General features: G+C 73.3%; 14 protein-coding genes and 1 pseudogene. 8 read left to right on the forward strand and 7 right to left on the reverse strand.

Annotation, left to right across the window (positions count from 1 at the left end; translation table 11 throughout):
* On the forward strand, positions 1–284 hold a 284-nt coding region (locus tag K7862_RS36255; RefSeq protein ID WP_222969886.1), incomplete at its 5' end, for a hypothetical protein.
* A 710-nt stretch (positions 285–994) separates the two neighbouring features.
* On the opposite strand, the gene K7862_RS36260 is transcribed toward K7862_RS36255, so the two are convergent.
* Positions 995–1,900, reverse strand: coding sequence for a hypothetical protein (locus K7862_RS36260; RefSeq protein WP_222969888.1), 906 nt, complete (start codon positions 1,898–1,900; stop codon positions 995–997).
* A 347-nt stretch (positions 1,901–2,247) separates the two neighbouring features.
* On the opposite strand from K7862_RS36260, the gene K7862_RS38100 reads away from it, so the two are divergent.
* Genes K7862_RS38100 through ku form a run of 3 tightly spaced genes read left to right on the forward strand, consistent with a single transcriptional unit; the run spans position 2,248 to position 4,248 of the window.
* Positions 2,248–2,625 (forward strand): hypothetical protein, encoded by a 378-nt coding sequence (locus K7862_RS38100; protein WP_308012374.1) that lies wholly within the window; start codon positions 2,248–2,250, stop codon positions 2,623–2,625.
* Complete coding sequence (locus K7862_RS36265; protein ID WP_308012375.1) at positions 2,622–3,170, forward strand: DUF488 domain-containing protein; 549 nt, start codon at positions 2,622–2,624, stop codon at positions 3,168–3,170. The genes K7862_RS38100 and K7862_RS36265 overlap by 4 nt, the downstream gene beginning before the upstream one ends.
* A gap of 19 nt (positions 3,171–3,189) precedes the next feature.
* Positions 3,190–4,248 carry a non-homologous end joining protein Ku gene (ku, locus tag K7862_RS36270; protein WP_222969892.1) on the forward strand — a complete coding sequence of 353 codons (1,059 nt, stop codon included), beginning with the start codon at positions 3,190–3,192 and terminating at the stop codon, positions 4,246–4,248.
* 25 nt (positions 4,249–4,273) lie between these two features.
* Here ku and K7862_RS36275 read toward each other — a convergent pair whose 3' ends face one another.
* A complete protein-coding gene (locus K7862_RS36275) occupies positions 4,274–4,951 on the reverse strand; it encodes a haloacid dehalogenase type II (RefSeq protein WP_222969894.1) in 678 nt (225 codons plus the stop codon).
* 466 nt (positions 4,952–5,417) lie between these two features.
* On the opposite strand from K7862_RS36275, the gene K7862_RS36280 reads away from it, so the two are divergent.
* Together K7862_RS36280 and K7862_RS36285 are read left to right on the forward strand one after the other, a co-directional pair.
* Positions 5,418–6,719, forward strand: a complete 1,302-nt coding sequence (locus tag K7862_RS36280; RefSeq protein ID WP_222969896.1) for a PP2C family protein-serine/threonine phosphatase — start codon at positions 5,418–5,420, stop codon at positions 6,717–6,719.
* A 196-nt stretch (positions 6,720–6,915) separates the two neighbouring features.
* Positions 6,916–7,686: a maleylpyruvate isomerase N-terminal domain-containing protein gene (locus K7862_RS36285; protein WP_222969898.1), complete on the forward strand. Its 771-nt coding sequence runs from the start codon at positions 6,916–6,918 to the stop codon at positions 7,684–7,686.
* An 89-nt stretch (positions 7,687–7,775) separates the two neighbouring features.
* Here the strand turns inward: K7862_RS36285 and K7862_RS36290 are convergent, their stop codons facing one another.
* From K7862_RS36290 to K7862_RS36300, 3 genes are read right to left on the reverse strand one after another with little or no spacing between them, the layout of a single operon-like run.
* On the reverse strand, positions 7,776–8,813 hold the full coding sequence (locus tag K7862_RS36290; protein ID WP_222969900.1) for an iron-containing redox enzyme family protein: 1,038 nt from the start codon (positions 8,811–8,813) through the stop codon (positions 7,776–7,778).
* Positions 8,810–9,106 carry a CDGSH iron-sulfur domain-containing protein gene (locus K7862_RS36295; protein WP_372461727.1) on the reverse strand — a complete coding sequence of 99 codons (297 nt, stop codon included), beginning with the start codon at positions 9,104–9,106 and terminating at the stop codon, positions 8,810–8,812. The genes K7862_RS36290 and K7862_RS36295 overlap by 4 nt, the downstream gene beginning before the upstream one ends.
* Positions 9,090–9,791, reverse strand: a complete 702-nt coding sequence (locus tag K7862_RS36300; RefSeq protein ID WP_222969902.1) for a HemK2/MTQ2 family protein methyltransferase — start codon at positions 9,789–9,791, stop codon at positions 9,090–9,092. The genes K7862_RS36295 and K7862_RS36300 overlap by 17 nt, the downstream gene beginning before the upstream one ends.
* Positions 9,792–10,138: 347 nt before the next feature.
* On the opposite strand from K7862_RS36300, the gene K7862_RS36305 reads away from it, so the two are divergent.
* On the forward strand, positions 10,139–11,437 hold the full coding sequence (locus tag K7862_RS36305) for an alcohol dehydrogenase catalytic domain-containing protein (protein ID WP_222969904.1): 1,299 nt from the start codon (positions 10,139–10,141) through the stop codon (positions 11,435–11,437).
* 115 nt (positions 11,438–11,552) lie between these two features.
* Here the strand turns inward: K7862_RS36305 and K7862_RS36310 are convergent, their stop codons facing one another.
* Positions 11,553–12,134, reverse strand: coding sequence for a hemerythrin domain-containing protein (locus tag K7862_RS36310; protein ID WP_222969928.1), 582 nt, complete (start codon positions 12,132–12,134; stop codon positions 11,553–11,555).
* 45 nt (positions 12,135–12,179) lie between these two features.
* A complete protein-coding gene (locus K7862_RS36315; RefSeq protein WP_222969930.1) occupies positions 12,180–12,629 on the reverse strand; it encodes an SRPBCC family protein in 450 nt (149 codons plus the stop codon).
* A gap of 152 nt (positions 12,630–12,781) precedes the next feature.
* On the opposite strand from K7862_RS36315, the pseudogene K7862_RS36320 reads away from it, so the two are divergent.
* Positions 12,782–12,972 (forward strand): annotated as a pseudogene (locus tag K7862_RS36320) (hypothetical protein); the annotation flags it as partial.

A 12,972-nucleotide genomic window follows, 5' to 3' on the forward strand; every position in this document is an offset into this window, starting at 1 on the left:
GCCCGCGTCACGTCGTCACCGGGTCCGGTGCCGGACCGGACGCGGCGGGGGTCGCCGGGAGGGCCGAGTCCGTACGGACGGCGGCCCGAACCCTGGGCGAGTTCGCGGCGCCCCTGTCCTTCGGCTACGCGTCCTCGCACCTCTTCACCTCGAACGGGCTGCGGTGGACGTTCCTGGTCTGCCTGTCGTCTTTGGTGCTGGCCGGGTTGCTCGGGATTTTCGCTCTGCGTACCTACCCGCGGGATGTGGCAGCGGTCTCATCCTGGCGGGCTCCGGCCCGGTAGCACGGGGTCACGTCCGCTGGGGTGCCCCGGGCTGAGCGTGCCGTCTCTCCGCCCGGTGGCCGGCTGGTCTCGCTGGGGGACCTCGCGCGCTGTCGGCTTCCGGGTGCCCCCGGGCCGCCGTCGCCGCCCTCCGCCCGGCGGGTGGTTGCTCGAGCAGTTCCTCGCGCCCCTGTTTCACGTGCCGTTCGTCCGCACGTTGGGGGCAGTCCGGAAGCGTCTCCTCGGACTTGTGCGTGACCCCTCTTACGAAGGGGCTGGTCGGGCGTACGCACAAGTCCTTGCGGGGAGCGCTTCCTCCCCACCCCCTGGTCGTCCATGGGGCCGCCTGGGCAGTACGAGGGTGCCGCAGCACACCGACAAGCGGGATGAGGTGGACGAGGGGTACGCCTGTACTGCCCCCGACAAGTGGACGAACGGCACGTGATCAGGGGCGCGAGGTCCCCCAGACTTCGTCCGGGAGGTGCCCCAACGCGACAAGCCACGACGGCGCAGCAGTCGGCAACGCACCCCCGGGGGCAGGACGAGCCCCGACAGGGGGCGCGGGGAACTGCGCGCGCAACCATCCACCGGCGGAAAGCCGGGGAGGCCCCGCAAGGGCATCCCGTTGCCGTGGGGGAAATGAGGGGCGGGCAGCCAGGGGGAGGGGTGGGGGCCCCGGGGACGTGGGTGCGGGCACCCGATGGCCAGGCCGGGGTCCCCGGGGACACCCGCTAGAACATCGCCGTGTACATCTGCCACCCCGACCCGATGAGCGTCGGATCGGGATTCGGCGTGGTCATGCTCCAGGACGTGGTGTACAGCCAGAGCCGCCCCTGGGGGTCGCGGGCCACCAGCCCGGGCGCATCCGTGCCGAGAGGGCTGCGGATGCCCGTGATCGAGGTGTACGCGTTCCAGCCCGCGCCGACCCGCACGCGGTAGCCCAGCGGCTTGGCGGGGTCGCCGCCCACGTTCCTGCTGTACGACCACAGCACGCCCGAGGCGTCGCGCGCGAGCACTCCGTTGCCGAAGGTGGTGATCGCGGTGTACGCGTTCCAGCCCCAGCCGACCCGTACGCGCGGTGCGAACGGCGCGCTCACGATGCCGGTGGCGCGGTAGAGCCACAGGTCCCCGCTGGCGTCGCGGGCCAGCAGGTCGCCGGAGCCGGCCGGGTCCGAGATGTAGCCGCCGGAACCGAAGATCGCGGTGTAGGCGTTCCAGCCCGCACCGACCCGCACCCGGGGCGCGAACGGCTGGTCCGCCCGGCCGGACGCGCGGTAGTACCAGAGCACGCCGGACGTGTCGCGGGCGACGACGTCCCCGCTGCCGTCCGCGGCCGTGCCGTTGATCGTCGTGACGCTCGTGTACGCGTTCCAGCCGCCGCCCACGCGGGTGGGCTTGGCGAACGGCGTGGCCCGGTTGCCGGTGCCCTGGTACTGCCACAGGACGCCGGAGGCGTCGCGTGCGTGGAGGCTGGCCAGCTTGTTCGCGGTGACCGCGGCTGTCGCGGCGGCCGGGACGGCCGGTGAGGAGTCGGCCACGGCCACCGAGCCGGTCAGCGGGGCAGCGGCGGCGACCAGCGCGGTGAGGGCGATGACGCCTGTACGGACGGTGGAGGGGCGGGCAAGTCGGTGGTTCAAGCAAAACCTCCCAGGTATCCCGCCGGCCGGCGCCGGCGAGGGTCAACGGTGCTCCTCGTTCGACCGTCGAGGCGCCTCCGGAGTTGTATCGCACGGGAGAAGTGTGACGAGCACCCCCCCTGGGGGCCGGTGGGCCGCGGAAGCCCGTGCAGCGACGCACCGCCGGCGGTGATCCCGCCGGCAACAGGCCCCGACGCGGACCTGGGGGGACGATGGAAGGGGGAGGCGCGGGTCGTCGGGGGAAAATTCCGCGGCACCCGTGTCGTTTACCCCGCCAGGGGTAGTCGTCGGGCGCGGATCTCGGGGCCGGCCCAGGACATCGGGTGGAGGCGACGATGGGCCTTACGGTGCGCGAACGGAAAGTGCTGGCCGACATCGAGCAAGCCCTGGTCCAGGAGGAACCCCGCCTGGCCCGGCAGCTCGCCCGTATGCGGCTGACACACAGGACCGAGGAGCCACCGGCGCCGCCGGGCGAGCCCCCGGCAGCGGCAGCCAGGGCGAAGGAGCAGACGGCGGACGAGCCCGCCGTCCCCAAGTACGTATGGGAGAACGAGCCCGGCACCGTCGCCCGGCGCTTCGCCAGATGGTGCGCCGCGCTCGCCCTCGTGCTGCTGGTGGTGTCGGACCTCGCGGCATCCTCGGACGTGCTGTACGCCGCGGGCGCCACCGCCCTGGTCTCCGGGGTGGCCTGCATGGTCGCGCGCTCGGCCGCACGCCGCGAGTGACCGCCCCCGGCGGTCTCGTCACCTTCGGCCACGGCACCTCCGACCTGCCGGATCTCGTCGCCCGCCTCACCGGCGCCGGCGTCGAGGCGGTGGTGGACGTCCGCACGGCTCCGGGCAGCCGGCGCAATCCCGGCATGAGCCGGGAGAACCTCGCCCGCGCCCTTCCCGAGTCCGGGATCGCCTACCGCTGGGAGCAACGCCTCGGCGGCTGGCGGCCCGTCGCCGCCGACTCGCCCGACACGGTCTGGCGCAACGACTCCTTCCGCGGCTACGCCGCCCACACCCGCACTCCCGAGTTCCTGGCGGCCATGGACGACCTGCTCCGCGAGGCGGCGGAGCGCACCACGGCCGTGATGTGCGCGGAGTCCGTGTGGTGGCGCTGCCACCGGCGGCTGATCGCCGACTTCGCGGTCCTCGCCCGTGACGTCCCGGCGTGGCATCTGATGCCCGACAGCCGGCTGCACGCGCACCGCCCCACCCCCGGCGCACGGCTCACACCCGAGGGCCTGCTGGTGTATGACGGCGCGGCCTCGGGGGAGGCGTGACGGGGAGGAGGTGGGAACCGTGGCACGACCCGTGTGGTCCGGCGTCCTGAGCCTGGGGCTGGTGACCGTTCCCGTGTCGATGTTCTCCGCGGTCGACGAGCACACCGTGCACTTCCACCAGGTGGAGCGCGGCACCTCGGACCGGGTGCGCAACCAGCGGGTGAACGAACGCACCGGCAAGGAGGTCGCCTTCGACGACATCGTCAAGGGGTACGACACCGGCGACGGCGGTTACGTGACCGTCGAGGCGGACGAACTCGACGAGATCGCCCCCGGAAAGTCGCAGGTCCTGGAGATCGACGGCTTCGTCGACCTCACCGAGGTCGAGCCCGTCTACTTCGGCCGCACCTACTACCTGGCTCCCCGCTCCGAGGAGTACGCGAAGATCTACCAGGTGCTGCGCACCGCTCTGGAGAAGTCCGACCGGGCCGGCATCGCCACCTTCACCATGCGCAACAAGCAGTACCTCACCGCGCTGCGGGCCGAGCCCGACGTGATGATCGTGCAGCTCCTGCACTGGGCGGACGAGGTCCGCGACCCGCGGGACGAGCTCCCGGACCTGCCGCGCCGTCCCAACGCGAGCAATGAGCTCGACATGGCCCTCCAGCTCGTCGAGGCAATGTCCATGGACTGGCGGCCCGGCGACTACCACGACACCTACGAGGAACGCGTCCACGCCCTGGTGGAGGCCAAGCTCGAGGGACGGGAGCCCCCCGAGGCGGAGGCCACGCCGGAGGCGACAAACGTGATCGACCTCGAGACGGCGCTGCGGAGCAGCATCGAGAAGGCGAAGGGCGGGGGCAGACGCGGAGGCGCGGGCGGCGGGGCCAAGAGCGGCAGCGCAAGCGGGCGCGCGACCGGCAAGGACTCGGGCGGCCGGCGTGGCGGCGGGCCGGCCCGACGGTCGGGCAAGGCCGACGGGCCTCCGGACCTGGACGGGATGACCAAGGACGAGCTCTACCGTCTCGCCTCCGAAGAGGAAGTCCCGGGCCGTTCCCGGATGAGCCGCGACGACCTGGTGAAGGCGCTGCGGAAGAAAACCGGCCGGCGCGGCGGTAAGCGCGGCAAGGCGGCCTGAGAACGCGGCAGCGGCCGATCGCGGCTCAGGGGCAGAGCGACCCGGCCAGCAGGACGAGCGTCCGCGCCTCGTGGTCGGCCCGGTCCATGGCCGTCGGATAGCGGTCCGAACCACGGTGGATCCAGGCCGTGCCCAGGCCCGCCCGCCGTGCGCCGTGCAGGTCCCACGGGTGGACGGACACCAGGACCGTGCGCTCGGGCGGGGAGTCCAACTCCTGGCAGGCGTACCGGTAGGACGCCGCCGCGGGCTTCCAGCTGCCCGGCGTGCCGACGTCGAGATGGGCCTCGAAGAGGTCGAGCAGCCCGGCCGATCCCAGCACGGCCTCGGTCGTCGCGGCCGAGCCGTTGGTCAGCGTCGCGAGGCGGTACCCGGCGGCGTGCAGCACGGGGAGGCCTTCCGCGGCGTCCGGGTGCACGCGGACGGACGTGAGGCCGCTCAGCACACGCTCGGCCGCCTGCGCGGAGTCCCCGCGCCAGCCGTCGGTGCTTTCGAGCAGGGCCCGCAGTCCGTCGCGGGCGAGCGTCGCGAAGTCCGCGGTGGCGCCCGTGGCGGTGAGGGCGAAGCCGTCCCGGAGCACGCCGGCGAACCACACCGGCAGCAGTTCCGGCGGTGCACCGCCCTCCGCGAACCGCGGGGCGAGCGACGAGAGATCGGACAGCGTCTCGTTCACGTCGAAGAGCAGCAGGCGTGGCGCGGGCGCCATGGATCACCTCTCCGGGGCTTCACGGTGCGGGACAGTGCGGGCAGGCGCGGGCCGGTACCGGCGGTGGATCCCGGTACGCGAAGGCAGGGCGGGTTGGGCTCAACCCGGGGGATCGTCCGGCCCCGGCTTCGCGGGGTGCTTCCGTTTCGGGCCCGGGTCCGAAGCCGGCGGCTCACCCGCCCGTTTCACGGGACGTTGGCGGCGTGGCCCGGGCGCGCCCGGGAGATCGGGCACCCGCACAGCGGGTGGGAGGTCCGGCGTCACCGGCTGCTCATGGGCTGGGGTCGGTCCACTCATATGTCCGCGCCTACCCGATCCGTCCGCTTTCACCGCCTGCGCGGACCCGCGCTCGCCGGCGTCGCAGCCCCAGCGCTCGGGCCCCGGTCGGCCGGGCCGCCGCGCCGCGCCGAGGGGCCGGAAGTCTGCCAAGGTGGAAGACGGAGTCCTCGCCGGGAGGTGGTCGGGCGTGGACGAACACGACGTGGACGTTGCGCTGCAGACCGCGCTCGACCGGCTCACCCTGGTCAACGAGGCCGCCGAGGTGCTGTCGAGCACCCTGAACGCGGTCGAGGGTCTGCGCCGGGTGTGCCGGGTGCTGGTGCCCGCACTCGCCGACTGGTGCGCCGCCGACCTGGTGACCGGCGGCGGCCGCGTCGAGCGGGTGTGCGTCGCCCATCGCGACTCGGCCGTGGACGTCTCCCGTCTGACGGGCCTTCTCCCGCCCCTGCCCCTCGCCCCGACCGGCCCCCTCTCCCGGGTCCTGAGCGGATCCGGCGCCATGTTGCTCTCGGAGGCCGACGTGCCCCCGGTGCGGGATGCGGCCGACCTGTTCCACGCGGCGAACCTGGAGATGTTCGAACGCCTCGGAGGACAGACCCTCATCGTGGCGCCGCTGCGGGTCCGCGGCAGGGTGCTGGGTGCACTGAGTGCCGTTCGCGGCCCGGACCGCCGGCCCCTGGGGGACGCGGACCTGGTGCTGGTGGAGGACCTGGCCCACCGGATCGCCCTGGCGCTGGACAATGCCCGGCTGCACGCGGAGACGCAGAACATCGCCGAGCGTCTCCAGCGCTCGCTGCTGCCGGAACTGCCGCACATCGAGGGTCTGCAGATCGCCGCGCGCTACGCGCCCGCGGCCGACACCGCGCAGATCGGCGGGGACTGGTACGACTGCTTCGTGCTCCCGCAGGGGGACACCGCGCTCATCATCGGCGACGTCACCGGCCACGACCTGCGGGCGACGGTGACCATGTCCCAGGTGCGGAACATGCTGCGGGGCATCGCGTGCGACCGCAAGGAGCCGCCCGCGAAGATCCTCCGGCGGCTCGACCTGGCCGTCACCTGCCTCTACGGACTGCAGACCGCGACCTGCGTGTACGCCCTGGTCAAAGGGCAAAGCGGTGGTCCCTTTCGGCTGGAATGGTCGACCGCGGGGCACCCGCCGCCGCTCCTGGTGACCTTCGACGGCGACACCCGCTTCCTCGAAGACGGCCATGGCCTGCTGCTGGGCGTCGAACCGGACGCCGAACGCGTCGGCGCCAGCAGTGAACTGCCGGAACGGGCGACGCTCGTGTTCTACACCGACGGCCTGATCGAACGTCGAGGGGAGAGCCTGGACCACGGCCTGACCCGGCTGCGGCAGCACGCGGCGGGGCTGAGCCGTTACGGCGTGGAGGAGATGTGCGACCGGTTGCTGGCCGGACTCGCAGCCGACTCCCACGACGACGTCGCCGTACTCATCGTGCGCATGCCGCGCACCTCGCAGCACTGACGTGCCCCGGCGGCGGCGACGGCGCGGGGTCAGTGGGCGAGGGGGCGGCACCTTGGTCTCACGTACCGCGCGTCCCACCTCGTGGGCCGCCTCGCCCCTGCGGTCCGCCCGGAACGCCCCGGATGAGGCCAATCACCTCCTCCGGTGCGGTGGAGCGCGTTTGCGGGGGGCGGCGAAGAGGGATAGGGATGGGCAGGTGAGACAGCCGGAGATCGACCACGTGCTCCCGGAACTCGCCGCGTTCGTCCACGCTGCGCAGGGGCGGCGACCCGACGACGGGACGTGGTGCGAGGGCTGGACCGTGCGGGACGTCCTGGCCCACCAGACCGGCAACGCCGAGGAACTGGCGCGCGTGCTGGAGGCGTTCCACGCCGGCTCACCGGTGGAGACCCGCGGGTTCGACCGCGAGATCCCCTTCCGGCGCATGCCGGACGCGGAGCTGTGGGCGGCGTTCCGGGACCGGTGCGAGCGCCTGGCCGAGGTCACCGCGGCCGCCGCGGAGGACCTCTCGCCCGACGACGCGGTGATGTGGACCGGCCGCAGCGTGACGGTGCCGTTCTTCGCCGAGCACATGCGCGAGGAACTGATCCTGCACCGCTGGGACCTGACCGGCGACGACCGCACGGCCCGGCAGGCGCTCGAGGAACCGTGGATGACGGAGCACAGCGTGGTGTCCGTCGGCCGGCCCCTGCTGGAGAAGGGACGCGCCGGTCTCGACCTGGGCCCTGATGGGCGGATCGAAGGCCGGTTGCGGGTACCGGGGGCCGACGACATCGTGGTGACCGCGGATGCCGGGGGCGGCGGCGTACGCCTCGCCCCGCCGGAAGGTCCCGCCACGATCGAGAGCGATCCGGCGGCGCGCCTTCTGCTGCTGTGGGGCCGCCGTCCCGCCGACCCGTCGCGCTGGCACAGCTCGGTCGGGCCCGAGGAGCTGCTCCGGGTGCGCGCGCTGCTGAGCGGCTACTGAACAGGCCTTTCACGCGCTCCGGCCACGAACAGGACGCGTCTCCTCGCAGCTGAGCCCGCACCAGGGCCGTTCCCGCTTGACCGGGCGTGTCACAACGGCTGACGGAGCGCCGTGTGCCCGGCCCGCCAGGCGGTGAGCAGATGACGGGACAGCCGGTCCTCCAGGAACTCCGTCGCCGTCACCCCCAGAACGACGTCCGCGGCGAGCTGCGGCTCCTGCGCGAGGAGACCGTCGACCACCTCACGCCGCACCACCTGTTCGTGCACCGCGTCGGCCTCGACGTGCTCGGCGTAGTAGCGTTCGGCAGCCGCGCCCGCGTTCAACCGCCGCATGGCCGCGGTGAGCCGCCGGGAGGCCGGCGACGAGGTCACCTCGACGCAGGCGAAGTGCCCGACCAGGGCGCCCCGCAGCTCCCGGTGGAGGCCGAAGAGGGTCATCACGTTCACCGTCGCGAGCGTCTCGGCGCCGGCCACCTCCAGGTAACGGCCGTACGCGGTGTCCAGATGCAGGTCGGACAGCAGATCGGCGAACAGCTGTGAATGCACCTCGTCGGCGCGCCCGGCACCGAACTCGTCGTACTCGATGGCCACCATCCCCGCCTTCGGCCGGCCGTGCAGCCGCGGGATCACCCAGGCGTGCGGGTCGGCCTCCTTGAGGTGGTACAGCGAGCGCAGCGCGGCGTACTCGCGCATCTGCCACCGCTCACCGCTGTGTTCCAGGTGGTAAGCCACGCTTCCGCTGTGATCGGCCGGTTCGGTGAGCAGGTCGGCGAAGACCTGGTCGACGTCGGCCGAAGGCGGCGTGTCCGCCCGCAGGGCCTCCAGGAAGCGGCTCTCCAACGCGCCGCGCACCCGCAGGAGTTCTGGGTCCCACTCGCGGGCGTCCGGGACGCCGGTGAAGCCGCGGTAGTGCAGCTCGTAGAGCGCGTAGAGCGCGAGCTGCAGGTCCGCGCCGTAGGGGTCGGCCGCTCGCACGTCCGCCAGGGGCGGCAGGGTGCCGCGCTCCGTGCCGTCCGCTCTTCCCCCGGGCCGGGCAAGAGCCGCCAGCACCGCCCGTGACAGCGGGCCGCGCGGTCCCGGCAAGGCAGGCCCGGTCGGCGGGCGCCGTACGTGTGCGGTGGCCGTCATCGCGGCTCGCTCCTCTCGTCGCTTTCCTGCGGGGGCCCGGGCGTGTCCTTCGGTGTGTCCTTCGCTGGGGCGCCTCCCGCGCGCCGCGCCCGGGCGGGACGCTCGTGGCACCGGTGACTGGTGTCGCACCACGGCGCCGTACGGGTACGGCGGCACGTACACACCGCGACCACGAACCGGTCGCTGCGGGAGACCGTGCCGTCCGGGCCGACCACCTCGACCGGCCCCTCCACGAGGAGAGGGCCGTCGGGGTCGACCACGATCCGCCGGGGGCGCTCAGAGGCGCTGGGCACGGACCACCACCAGCCCTTCGTGCTCCTGGCCGTCCGCGACGAGTCCGCGAGCGCGCAGCCAGGGCAGACGCGCGGTCAGAACGGGTCCGAACGGGACGTCCGCACGGGCCACCACCTGGGGCCGGCACCCTGACTGCGCGAAGCGCCGGAGCGTCGGTTCGACCCCGCAGAGTTCGGAATGCACGACGAGCATGACCCCGCCGCGTCGCAGCAGCGACGGCGCGTGATCGGCGAGCCGGTCCACCATCCGCCGCCCGTCGTGCCCGGCGTTCCAGGCCCGGGCCGCTCCTCGGGTGCTGCCGGGCGGCGTCGGGACGTAGGGCGGGTTGCTGACCACCAGGTCGAACGCCCGGCTCGGGAGGTCCAGGGCCGAACCGCTCCAGGGACGCGCGGGGTCGCAGCGGCGCACCCGGATCCGGCGGCCGTGCCGGGCAGCGTTGGCCCACGCGGTCACCACCGCTCGCCGGGAAATGTCGGTGGCATATACCTCGGCGCCCATCCGGGCGGCCTGCACGGCCAGGGCGCCACTGCCGGTCCCGATGTCGAGCACGCGCATACCGGCCCGCACCCCTTCGGTCTCCAGTGCCCGCGCGAGCAGGTGGCTGTCGGCCTGCGGCGCGTACACGCCGGGGATGGTCCACAGGCGGCCCGCGCCGGAAAGAGCGGGGGCGGTGAGTGCGGGCATCCGGCCCTCCTCGCGGTCGTGGGGGGAAAGGTCGTTCACCGCCACTGCTGCCCGGAGCGCCCGGTCCGAAACGGTTGTGGGTCGTGACCACCTGACGGCACCGCTCCGTGTTTCCCCTGGTCCCCTCGGGTAGCCGAGGGGCAGCCCGGACGCAAGCGGAACCGGACCCGCACGATCGGGGCCGGGACCGCCCGGACTACAAGCGCCGGGGAGCTCCGCCGGAGCGTCCCTGACCGACAGGCCGCGGTACGGCTCCCGGCCGGCGGCGAACGCCGGGGAGCCCGGAGCGCGTGCCGGTGCGCCGCGCCGGCCTCCGCCGCGGTACCCGCGAAGCGTGGAGGCGAGCCATGAAGGCCGTTGTGTGGCATGGCGTGGGCGACATCCGCCTGGACGACGTCCCGCCGCCGAAGGTGCAGGAACCGTTCGACGCGATCGTGCGGATCACGACGTCCGCGATCTGCGGCACCGATCTGCATTTCGTGCGCGGCACGATGCCCGGCATGCGCGAGGGCACGATCCTCGGGCACGAGGCGGTCGGCGTCGTCGAGGAGGTCGGTTCGGCGGTCCGCAACCTCAGGCCCGGCGACCGGGTGGTGGTCCCGTCCACGGTCGCGTGCGGGACGTGCAGCTACTGCCGCGCCGGCTACTACGCGCAGTGCGACAACGCCAACCCCGCGGGCCGGCTCGGCGGCACCGTGTTCTTCGGCGGGCCGCAGGCGGCGGGCGGCCTCGACGGACTTCAGGCGGAGTACGCCAGGGTGCCGTTCGCGCACGTCGGGCTGGTGCCGCTGCCGGAGACCGTGGACGACGGCCAGGCGGTTCTGCTGTCCGACATCTATCCCACGGCATGGTTCGGCGCGCGGCTGGCGGAGACCGGACCGGGCGACACCGTCGCGATCTTCGGCGGCGGGCCGGTGGGGCAGGCCGCGGTGGCCTGCGCGCGGGCGCAGGGAGCCGGCCGCGTCATCCTCGTCGACGGCCTCGCCGACCGGCTGGAGCTGGCTGCCCGGCAGCACGCCGAGACGGTGGACTTCAACACCGAGGACCCGGTCGAGGCGATCCGCGATCTGACCGGCGGCATCGGAGCGGACCGGGTGATCGACGCCGTGGGTGTCGACGCGCAGCGGCCCAGTGGGGGACCGGCAGCCGCCGACGACCGACAGGCACAGCTCTTCGAGGAGGAGCGGCGGCAGGCCGCACCCGAACAGCACCCGGACGGCGACACCTGGGTGCCCGGCAACGCCCCTTCCCAGGCGGCCCGATGGGCGGTGCGGGCGGTGGCGAAGGCGGGGACGGTGGGGACCGTCGGGGTGTATCCGCCGCAGGTGGACCACTATCCCTTCGGTGAGGCGTTCATGAAGAACCTCACTCTGCGGTGCGGCAACTGCAACCACCGCAGGTACGTGCCGCGGCTGGTCGAGCGAGTGGCCACCGGCGCACTGGACCCGACGCCCCTGATCACCCAGTGGTCGGCGACCGTCGACGCGATCGACGCCTACGCCGCGTTCGACCGGCGCGAGCCGGGCTGGACGAAGGTCGCGCTCGGCCTCGGCGGCGAGGGCGCGATGCCGCCCGGCTCGGGTGAGCACGCGGGTGTCGGCACGGGTACCACCGCGGGCGGGATCGGCAGGCCGACGGGCCGGTGAACCGTCAGCCCGGTCGGAGCTGCGAGAGCAGGCACGGCAGACGCCGGCCCCGGGCGGCCCGGCCGGTCGGGGAACCGGTGGCCGGGCGGCCCGGGGCCGCGCCCGCAACGACGCCTCAGTGACCGATCGCGTCCCGCGCCTTGTCCATCATCGCCGCGAACGGCCCGGTCAGGGTCAGGGCGGCGGGTGAACCGGCGGCCGACGGGTGGGGGTGCGGGGGAGCGAGGTGCTCGGCCTTGCGCAACCGGGCACCCATCGTCCGGCGCTGGTCCGGCGTGCACTGCTCGACGATGGCGGGGAACTCCTCCCGCTCCTCGTGCTCGGCGTGCTCGCTCACCGCCCGCTCGAACTCGGCGAGCACCGCCCGGAATTCGGGACTCGCGACGTCCATCCCTTCCAGCTTCTTCAGGACCTCGCTCGCCTCCTTCTCCTCCGAGTTGCGGGCGTCGGCCTCGTCCGCACCGGCGGTCTTCTTCGCGACCGGGCGGAGGATGAGCTCCTCGGCGGCCTCGTGCACGGCCAGCAGGGCGCGCAGCTCGTCGAAGGCGCGCTGCCGGTCGTCGCCGGTGGCCCGGCTCAACTCCGCGAACAGGTCGCGGATCCGGGCGTGCTGTTCGAGCAGCAGGGCCACGACGTCGCCGTCCGGCAGCTGCGCGGCGGCGGTTCGTTCGGCTTCGGATGCGCTGAACGCGCTCATTTACGGCTCCTTCGTCTGTCGATGCGTGCGGGGAACTCCGGCCGGTCAGACCTGGCCGCGCCACGCGCCCGTTTCGCTGCCCCGGGACTCGATGTACTCCTTGAACCGGTGCAGATCGCCCTTCACCTGGTGCCGGACGAACCCGAGCTTGTCGCCGACGGTGTCGGCGATGCCCTGCGGGTCGTGCTCCATCTGCAGCATGACGCGGGTGTGCGTGGGGTCCAGCCGGTGGAAGGTCACCACACCGGCCTGCCGCGCCTCACCGTCGACCGTGCTCCAGGCGACCCGCTCGTCCGGGATCTGCTCGGTGACGGCGGCGTCGAACTCACGATGCATGCCGCCCACGTTCGTGACCCAGTGCGTGAGGGTCGGGGTGCGCTGCTCGATCCGCTCGACCCCGTTCATGAACCGGGGGAACTCCTCGAACTGCGTCCACTGGTTGTACGCGGTGGTGACGGGTACGGCGACCTCGACAGACTCCTCGATGGTCGACATGGTCCGGACTCCTCTCGGTTGGGACGGTTCCGTTCTGTCCCGCGTGCCCACGATGTGCCGGTACACACACCTCCGATCCGGGACGATCGTGTCTTGGACCGCCAAGTACGCTGCCGGAACGGATGGTTGGACGAGCGTTCGGTTGGAGTGCCATGAACCCCGCAGCACAGGACGACCCCCAGGCGCCGGCCGCCGTCGAACCGGCGGCGCTGCCCGAGGCGTTCTACCGCGACCTGGGCGCGGGCGTGTTCGAGAGCACCCGCGCGACCGCCGGTCCCTGGGGCCCCAAGACACAGCACGCCGGGCCGCCTTCGGCGCTGCTCGGCCGGGCCCTGGCACGCCA

It is taken from the genome of Actinacidiphila acidipaludis (assembly GCF_019890725.1).
Lineage (GTDB): Bacteria > Actinomycetota > Actinomycetes > Streptomycetales > Streptomycetaceae > Actinacidiphila > Actinacidiphila acidipaludis.

Coding starts and splice junctions, on each gene's coding strand:
- K7862_RS36275 (WP_222969894.1), bottom strand. CDS start 4,951: ATGGCGCCCGCGCCACGCCTGCTGCTCTTCGACGTGAACGAGACGCTG.
- K7862_RS36290 (WP_222969900.1), bottom strand. CDS start 8,813: ATGACGGCCACCGCACACGTACGGCGCCCGCCGACCGGGCCTGCCTTG.
- K7862_RS36300 (WP_222969902.1), bottom strand. CDS start 9,791: ATGCCCGCACTCACCGCCCCCGCTCTTTCCGGCGCGGGCCGCCTGTGG.
- K7862_RS36305 (WP_222969904.1), top strand. CDS start 10,139: ATGAAGGCCGTTGTGTGGCATGGCGTGGGCGACATCCGCCTGGACGAC.
- K7862_RS36310 (WP_222969928.1), bottom strand. CDS start 12,134: ATGAGCGCGTTCAGCGCATCCGAAGCCGAACGAACCGCCGCCGCGCAG.
- K7862_RS36315 (WP_222969930.1), bottom strand. CDS start 12,629: ATGTCGACCATCGAGGAGTCTGTCGAGGTCGCCGTACCCGTCACCACC.